Annotated in this window: 8 protein-coding genes and 1 pseudogene; all 9 read left to right on the top strand. The window is 47.9% G+C overall.

The window, feature by feature from the left end; translation table 11 throughout:
- Positions 1-584 (top strand): annotated as a pseudogene (locus ACRCZA_RS06470) (YqaJ viral recombinase family protein); the annotation flags it as partial.
- A gap of 209 nt (positions 585-793) precedes the next feature.
- Positions 794-1,753, top strand: coding sequence for an AAA family ATPase (locus ACRCZA_RS06465; protein WP_438673638.1), 960 nt, complete (start codon positions 794-796; stop codon positions 1,751-1,753).
- 2 nt (positions 1,754-1,755) lie between these two features.
- Positions 1,756-2,520 carry a hypothetical protein gene (locus tag ACRCZA_RS06460; RefSeq protein ID WP_438673639.1) on the top strand — a complete coding sequence of 255 codons (765 nt, stop codon included), beginning with the start codon at positions 1,756-1,758 and terminating at the stop codon, positions 2,518-2,520.
- Between the two features lie 98 nt (positions 2,521-2,618).
- Complete coding sequence (locus tag ACRCZA_RS06455) at positions 2,619-3,572, top strand: DUF3150 domain-containing protein (protein WP_438673637.1); 954 nt, start codon at positions 2,619-2,621, stop codon at positions 3,570-3,572.
- Between the two features lie 64 nt (positions 3,573-3,636).
- The gene (locus ACRCZA_RS06450; protein ID WP_438673636.1) at positions 3,637-5,256 is read left to right on the top strand and encodes a VWA domain-containing protein; all 1,620 of its coding nucleotides are present in this window, start codon (positions 3,637-3,639) and stop codon (positions 5,254-5,256) included.
- 86 nt (positions 5,257-5,342) lie between these two features.
- Positions 5,343-5,843, top strand: a complete 501-nt coding sequence (gene radC, locus ACRCZA_RS06445; RefSeq protein WP_438673635.1) for a RadC family protein — start codon at positions 5,343-5,345, stop codon at positions 5,841-5,843.
- Positions 5,840-6,181 (top strand): plasmid-related protein, encoded by a 342-nt coding sequence (locus ACRCZA_RS06440; RefSeq protein ID WP_438673634.1) that lies wholly within the window; start codon positions 5,840-5,842, stop codon positions 6,179-6,181. The genes radC and ACRCZA_RS06440 overlap by 4 nt, the downstream gene beginning before the upstream one ends.
- 88 nt (positions 6,182-6,269) lie before the next feature.
- Entirely contained in the window at positions 6,270-7,343 is a 1,074-nt protein-coding gene (locus tag ACRCZA_RS06435; RefSeq protein ID WP_438673633.1) for a DUF7146 domain-containing protein, read from the top strand.
- A gap of 815 nt (positions 7,344-8,158) precedes the next feature.
- On the top strand, positions 8,159-8,357 hold a 199-nt coding region (locus ACRCZA_RS06430; protein WP_438673632.1), incomplete at its 3' end, for a transposase domain-containing protein.

Below are 8,357 nucleotides of genomic sequence, written 5' to 3'. Positions count from 1 at the left end.
TCGCCAATAGCACACAGGGTTGGTTGGTGTTCTATTTTGAGGATCAACTGATCGAGTTTGCAATACAACGAGACGCGGCGTTCTTAACTGAATTGCAAGAAACGGCACTTCAGTTTTGGGAGTTAGTTCAGACTAAAACAGAACCGGCAAAATGCCCTGAGCAAGATTGTTTTGTGCCCAAAGGTGAAGCCCAATACCGCTGGACGTCATTGTCTCAGCAGTATTGCTCTGCACATGCGGAAGTCACTCGATTGGAAAATCACATTAAATCCTTGAAAGAGGAAATGCGAGACGCTCAGTCAAAATTGGTCGCTATGATGGGTAACTACGCTCATGCCGACTATGCTGGGGTTAAACTTAGCCGCTACATGATGGCGGGCACGGTGGATTACAAGCAATTGGCCACCGATAAATTAGGCGAGCTGGACGAGCAGGTGTTAGCCGCTTACCGAAAAGCGCCACAAGAGCGATTACGTATCAGCACCAATAAGCCAGAGCAGCCCGTTGAAACACCAATCAAGATCAGCCTTGAGCAAGAGAACTTGGTGCTACCAGGTGACTCACCGAGCTCATTTTACTTTTAACGTTCACTTGGAGCCGATTTCGGCTCCTTTCTCATGCGCTTACATCGAGTACATCAGAAAGCCGTTTCACTCGTAGCCAATGCTGGGTACGAATGATAGAGCGAGCTGAACTCTTACATACACAGCCATACCACAATCAACACACCACCCGACGGGGACTTCATTCCCCGTTGGGGCATGGAGCCTCGTTAAAACAGAAGAGGTTTACCATGACTGAACAATCCCCATTTTTGGTTCAAGTGAATCAAGCGTTTAATGTCCCGGCTCCTGATGCTTTCGTTCTGGAAGGATTCAGTGGCGACACTACCCATCCAAACATTCCCGTTCGCAAGGACGAGTATGTTTTTAGAAAAGCAGACCTACGCGACGTATTGGCGTTTTTGTCTCATCCAGACGATGACGGTTTGTATATTACCGGCCCTACTGGATGCGGTAAGACCTCGCTAATTTGCCAAGTTGCTTCTCGATTGAATTGGCCTGTACAGCAAATTACTGCGCATGGTCGATTGGAGTTGTCCGATCTTATCGGTCACCACACGCTGGTTAATGGCAACATGACCTTTGTGTATGGACCGCTGGCACTGGCTGTAAAGCATGGCCATTTGCTGATCATTAATGAAATGGATCTTGCTGAGCCTGCTGAACTGGCTGGACTCAATGACATTTTGGAAGGTGCCCCGTTGGTTATCGCACAAAATGGCGGTGAGATCATCATGCCACATACCAAGTTTCGTGTTATCGCTACCGGCAACAGTGCGGGCAGCGGTGACCAAACGGGCTTGTATCAAGGCGTGCTTCAACAGAATTTGGCTTTTCTTGATCGCTTTAGAATCATTGAAGCGACCTATGCCGAGCCTGCTGTAGAGGAAGCTATTCTGGAGAACGTTGCATCTGGCTTGCCAGAAGTCTTTCGCCAAAAAATGGTGAAAGTAGCAGGTGACATTCGTCGTCTTTTTATTGGGGGCGCGGATGGCGGGGCAGAGCTCAGTATCACCATGTCCACTCGGACCTTGGTGCGTTGGGCAAAGTTAACCCTGGCCTTCAAAGGTGCTCCGAACGCGGTGGAGTATGCACTGGTTCGGGCTTTGACCGCCCGGGCTGAGTTGGAGCAACGAGAAGCCATTCACCGAATTGCCGCTGATGTCTTCGGTGACCACTGGGAGGATTGATGATGGAAAAGTGCTTTGCTCTTTACCGTTACAGTCATTCTGATGGGACAGCCAAAGAATGGGCCATTTACGTTGGATCAGATAACCAGGAGATTGAAGTTCGGTTTGGAAAAGCAGGTCAATTGTCGCAGCAGCGATTGATTGACTCGACTGATCCTAACGCTGAGGCAGACCGGAGAATCAATGAAAAGCTCCACAAGGGGTATCGATTTGTTGGACAAGTCGGCATTGATCATCAAGGGCGGCCATTTGAACTCTCAAATGCGCTAGATAGCGTCGCGTGCGCCAACAACGTCAGTTGGGAGTTTCGTACTCGCAAGGACGTCAATGGCCAAATCTCGCTGGCGCAAAAAGCATTGTTCGATATGGCAAAGCTGCTAGAAGCCTATGGCTTGGCTGTTATTGATGATAACCAGGTCAGGATTGGAGAATGGTCATTAGGGTTTTGCAAAGGTGGATTACCTAGTACTAATCAAATCAGTATGGTGTCAGGTGAAGGCGCTGGCATAGTGAACACTGATGATGGTCCGTGGCCATTATTGCTGTTACTGGCCTTTAAGCGTCAATTACCACCACTGTGTTCGCTCACTGTAGCGAGTCCTGAAGGGATAGAAGTATCCGACCAACTGAAGTTGGAAAAAGATGTATTGAGGTTATTAGGCAGTGATTTAGAACGGGTTCGCCCGATAGCTGAAGCACTGAATTTAATGCCTTCGAAAATCGATCTCAACCAATCGTCGCCCGATTCGCAGAATTACTATTTCTGATAGTGATGTTGCCATTAGGACGTCAACCACGACTACCCAAACGGGGGCCATTGCTCCTGTCGGGAGAGGTGCGTCCCCATCTCGCATGAGGATTCACTATGAGTATTCAAACACTGGACAAACTTCTGATTTGTCATATCGATTGTTCCATCTGGAGCGGTAGAAAAAAACTAAGGCCTGAAGATTTCAGACTTGCCAATGGCAGCCTGCTTCCACCCAAGGATGTTGCCAGCTTAGGGAGTAAAAAAATTTGCGACCCAGAGTCATTGGCCAACTTTGAAAGGCTTAAGAAAGAAGCGCAGCGTTTGTGTGAGCAAGTCGGTGTGCGGTTTTTAGGTGGCTATGCCATCCCTGAGGACCGAATTGATCAGATTGTCCCAGAGCTTGACCGGATCGGTCAGGAGTTTGCGCAGTGCAAACAATCATTCTTGGACAACTATGATCAGGTGACTTTTGATTGGGTTGCAAAACACCCGGAATTTGCAGATGCAATCCGGCGTGCACTGTCACCCATCGAAGACGTGGAACAACGGCTACAGTTCGATTATGCCATCTATCGCATGCAACCGGCTGAACAGGTAAGTGGCTTAGATGACAAGGTCAATGACATGGGACACACCCTGTTTAGGGAGGTGGCTCGTGATGCCAATGAACTGTTTGAGCGTTCCGTTGCAGGCAAGAATCAAATCAGTCAGCGTGCCCTTAATCCACTCAAGCGATTAAGAGACAAGTTGGATGGTTTGTCATTCCTAGATCACCGAGTCCAGCCTATGGTTGAAGCAATGGACAATTTATTTGTTCGTTTACCTAAGGCAGGCCCTGTGACAGACAATCTGTATCACGAGCTGATGGCCACCATTTTAATTTTGTCCTCACCAGACAAGATGAGAATGCACGGTGAAGGTCAATTGGATATCAGGCAACTGATGCCCAAACCAGAACCCAACCCGGCACCGCCATTACCTGCTCAGGCAGATAATTTGCGAGCAATACCCCAACCAACCGTCAGTCCAAACCTTGGTTCGACGGTACCAAACTCATTTTATTTTTAACCCAAATCCCAGCGGGGAACACTCCCGCTGAGGGAGTATCCCCCCAATTGTGAGGAGACCTCCCATGAATCATCCGTTAAAAAACGCACTGCCAATCGTTGCCGCAGCTTATGGTGAAAAGTTTGGTGTAACAGTGCTTATTCAAGGACAAGATGCGTTTACTGATGGTAAGCGCATCGTGATCCCAACAGCAAACCCAGACGACCCACACTATCAACAGATTGCATGGGGTTACTTGGCACATGAAGCGGCGCATATTCGACATACCAATTTTGATATGGTGCAGAAGGCGTCGTCAAAGCCTATTCGTAAGGCTCTGCTCAATATCATCGAGGATGTTCGCATTGAAAACGAATTGGCAAAGGATTACCCCGGAACCCGACGCAGTATTTCGCAAGTGATTGAATACATGGTGGACACTCAGCAAATGTGTGTACCTGAACCGCTTGAACCTGCAACTCACTTGCAAGCATGGTTGTTGTTCCGCTTGCGGTACCAGTTTCTCGGTCAGAGCATTCTGGCGACGTTGTATCAAACGGTTGATGAAAGGGTTAGACAACTCTTTTCAGCCGCAGCGATGAGTCGATTAAGTGCCATGTTGACAGCAGTGCCTAGCCTTGCGTCTACAGGTGAAGTTTTGAAACTTGTCGATGCCATCGTCACCATGTTGGAAGAAGAATCCCGTCCACCACAGGATGAGTCTGATACTGACAGCGGGAGACAAGATGCGAGCAATGACAGTAGTGACAATCAAACCTCGGAAACAGCATTGCCTGCAACGGGGGATTCAGATACCGCTGAACAAGCTGACAATTTGCGACAAGCCTTAGAGGCCTGTGCCGAGCAGTTTAAGCCTGATACGTTTGCCCAAGTGGCACACGTTTTGTCGGAACAAGCTGAAGGACATCAGGGCGTCACACCGCTGAGTTTGCCTCAAGCAGAGCAGGCATTGACTGGTGATGAGGCCATCTTGACCATAACCGCTTCAGAGTCGGCGCAAATTCGGGCCAGGCTTAGGGGGATGGTTCAGGCCAGTCAGGATAATCGTAATCATGCCAAACGGCACGGCCTTCGAGTCGCGACACATCGTCTAGCTGCTTCACAAGCGGGTGAGTCGAGATTATTTATTCAAAGACAGCCTCGTGTTGCTCCCAATGCTGCAGTGCATTTGCTTGTCGATATATCGGGCTCGATGGGAAGACCAATAGGAGAGGGACATCGCAAGTTCTTTCATGTTGCCAATGAAGCCGCCTTGGCTTTGGCCATGGCACTAGAAGGTATACCGGGTGTTGTGCCTGCGGTCAGTTATTTTCCTGGCGTTCATCAGGAGGTTTCTATCGTGCTACTGCCCAAGCAATCGGTTCGCCATCGGGCCGCCTGTTTTGATCAAAAACCCAGAGGTTGCACGCCCATGGCGCAAGCGATGTGGTTTGCGGCAAACAGTTTATTAGCGCAAAAACAGCAGCGAAAGCTGATGATTGTGCTAACCGATGGTGACCCAGATGACTGGGCTGCCACCCATGACATTGTTGACCGCTGCAGACGAAGTGGCTTTGAGCTGCTGGGGATAGGGATTCAAACACGCAGTGTTGAGAAGTTCTTTCCTCAAAGCATTGTGATCAATGATGTCAAAGATTTGAAACGTGAGTTATTTGCAGTAACACAACAACTGTTAATGCAATAGTCACCTTACTTTTTACACCCCAGCGGGGACGATTCCGTCCCCGTCAGGGCATGGGGCCGTCCGCGCGTTTATATTTGGAGATGCCCATGAATAATCGAAAATTTTTTGCTGGCGAAGCAGCCGGAACTTACGTCGTGCCTGAGCAAGTGACCGAGACGGATATTTTAGCCATGGCGCTTAAACTTGCTCATGATCGTTTCAGTAAAGGTCGCAAAATTGAACAGCCATCGTCGGTGTTCTCATACCTGCAAACACTGATGCACAAGTATGAATACGAAGTCTTTGGTGCAATTTTTCTGGATACAAAGCTTCGCGTTATTCGATTTGAAGCGCTATTCAAAGGCACTTTAGATGCGGTGAGTGTGTATCCAAGGGTGGTGACAAAGCGAGCGCTAGAACTCAATGCGGCAGCAGTGATATTGGTTCATAACCATCCATCAGGTGATCCTGAACCCAGTGAAGCTGATAAGCGCATGACTCATCGACTCCGTGACGCCTTGTCATTAGTTGATATTCACACGCTCGATCATGTAGTTGTCGCATCCGAGGGCTGCGTGTCGCTTGCCGAACGCGGTTATCTTGAATGAATGGGCGCGTTGCCCATTCTCCTTCTTTACAAAAGCAATCCCATCAACATGCATCAGCACAGCTCGAATGTATATTTGCGTTTAGTGATGCCCCTGTCATCTGGTCTGACACGGAAAGCTGGCAGTTACGGGAAGGCATGCTATTGGATGCTTCCCGTGTATTGCAGGATGGTCGTGTCAGTACTCAGTTGTGCAAGGATGTGTTGTTGTGGATTCAAAATGACGAATTATCGCTATTTTGCTTTCGTGTTTGCGCAATGGCTGCGGTTGTCAATCCTGATGAGCTTAGTGATTCCATCATCTGGCCATTAGGACGACACGGTATCCAGCTTAACTAATAGTCCTGTTAACCGAAAGGCTGAATGCAGGACCCGTGCTGACTTTTAGCGTTTTCGGGTCTGCCAGCTTTTTATTTAAGGAGGTTATATGGCGTTACCTTTGCAAATTGAAACATTGAGGCCATATCTCAATGGCCAATGGCTACAAATATTGGCGGCGTTGGTGCCAGAACTTGATGCCGCTATTACACGAAAAGGCCGTCATGTGGCTTGTCCTGTTCATGGCGGTTGTGATGGCTTTAGGCTGTTCAAGGATGCTGAATATACCGGTGGTGGCGTTTGTAACACCTGCGGTATCTTTCATGATGGCTTTGAGCTGTTGTCTTGGATTAATGGATGGAGCTTTGCTCAATCTGTTGAGGCTATCGGTAAAGTTCTAGGTATCCAACCCGGACAAGTCCATGCATCTACTCCGGCAATACGGAGTAACGCTGTTGATTGGAAGGTTAGAATGCAGGATGAGGATAAAGCGATTATGCATCGCTTGAATCAAACCTGGGGAGAATCATTATCGCTTGCTGATCCTCGTGCACAACCGGTTTGGAATTACTTGCATCGTCGTGGCATTGTTACGCGGAGCCGTCCTGAATGGGATTCGGTGCTCAGGTTCCATCCAAAGTTGCCCTACCATGATGAAGACGGAGTTTTTATCGATAGCTACCCAGCGCTACTGGGTAAAATCGTTACTCAGCAAGGGCGCAGCGCCACATTCCATCGGATCTACCTAAGTGATGACGGATTTAAAGCGCCGGTTGAAAAGCCTAAAAAGATGATGCCCATACCAAGTGACAGAACAATCACTGGCGGTGCTATTCCAATAGGTTTGCCTAGTGAGGTTTTAGGCGTTTCTGAAGGGATAGAAACGGCTTTAGCGGTAACTCGAGCAACAGGGCAAACTTGTTGGTCGGCTGTGAATGCAACGCTACTGGCGAGGTTTGAACCACCAAGTAATGTGAAAATGCTGTATATCTGGGCTGACCATGATCTCTCTGAGACCGGCCTGAATGCAGCGAATGAACTCAAGAGAAAAGCCTGGCAAAAAGGCATTCTGACACAAGTCCTCATTCCGCCTATACCAACGTCACTTGGCGTGAAAAGTTGGGATTGGAATGACGTGTTGAATGTTTACGGTGTTATGGGTTTTCCTAAAGTTCATATTTGATCCAAGGGGCTTCGGCCCCTTATGTCACGACATCAGATAATTTCCCGCCTCCGAGATGATCAAGTGAAATCACACTTTTATATAAGATCTTAAATACAACGAATTGATGTTCATGTTGGATGTCATAGTTGACATGACTCGAATAGGTCAAAATAAACACATTCATGCCAACATTGGGTCTATTTTTCCAAGGGGGAGGGCTGCCAACAACTGAATCGTTTGTCTAAGTCCAGATAGATATGTCTTCGACTGAATCGTTTACCATTGAGCTAACGTAAAGCGGTGAATTTCCATCAGGTCAAACTGTGCATCTGTCGTTAAATGAAAAGTTACCCCCATTAGTTATTCTGGCCAACGGTCAGTTCATCAAAAAAATATTACTATCACTAAATTACCCATTATTTATACCAATTGACTCGAATATGGCTGTGGCCAAGTCCAACAAGCGATTTATGCACCGTGCGGGTAAAAAAGCTTATTTATACGACGCATTCCAAAGTGTTATAAAACCAGGATGCGATGCTAAAATTTGCCCATCTTGTTGGTTATTAAGGTGAAAGGTTTAATCAGATAGGCAACGACGCCGCTACAATTTATTTGTAGAATAACACTACACGCCAACTGCTCAAGCTGCTTCGACAACGCCTTCCTCACGTTTAGTTTGATTCCTAAAGCCCGCCGATGGATTAATACCCAGAGTAGTCGCAGTAATATTTCGCATCATCTACTGCTGGGCATCCCTCCTAATACGAGCAAATTAAGAAGTGCGGTACTACTCTTCTCAACTCCCCCCTTTTTGACCGACTGGGTGGATAATGATGTCGCAGGCCTTTTTCTATGCAACTCGTTACCGCTTTAACCCTCGCCAATCGGTATTACCAGAGGAATTTATCCGCCAATATCTGCAGGATGCCAGCGTCGCCACCCTGCGCCGACGTCGGTTGCCACTCGAGTCTCTGGTGATGGTCATTCTAGGCATGGCACTTTATCGCAGCATGGATGCGTCGCTGATAA

The sequence above is a fragment of the Shewanella sp. genome (assembly GCF_051658185.1).
Classification (GTDB): Bacteria; Pseudomonadota; Gammaproteobacteria; order Enterobacterales; family Shewanellaceae; genus Shewanella.
Note: the sequence above shows the minus strand (reverse complement) of the source record. Positions and strands in the feature narration are given on the sequence as shown.

Excerpts from the sequence above, each read along its gene's own strand:
- ACRCZA_RS06465 (WP_438673638.1), top strand. The coding sequence starts at position 794 with ATGACTGAACAATCCCCATTTTTGGTTCAAGTGAATCAAGCGTTTAAT.
- ACRCZA_RS06460 (WP_438673639.1), top strand. The coding sequence starts at position 1,756 with ATGGAAAAGTGCTTTGCTCTTTACCGTTACAGTCATTCTGATGGGACA.
- ACRCZA_RS06455 (WP_438673637.1), top strand. The coding sequence starts at position 2,619 with ATGAGTATTCAAACACTGGACAAACTTCTGATTTGTCATATCGATTGT.
- ACRCZA_RS06450 (WP_438673636.1), top strand. The coding sequence starts at position 3,637 with ATGAATCATCCGTTAAAAAACGCACTGCCAATCGTTGCCGCAGCTTAT.
- radC (WP_438673635.1), top strand. The coding sequence starts at position 5,343 with ATGAATAATCGAAAATTTTTTGCTGGCGAAGCAGCCGGAACTTACGTC.
- ACRCZA_RS06440 (WP_438673634.1), top strand. The coding sequence starts at position 5,840 with ATGAATGGGCGCGTTGCCCATTCTCCTTCTTTACAAAAGCAATCCCAT.
- ACRCZA_RS06435 (WP_438673633.1), top strand. The coding sequence starts at position 6,270 with ATGGCGTTACCTTTGCAAATTGAAACATTGAGGCCATATCTCAATGGC.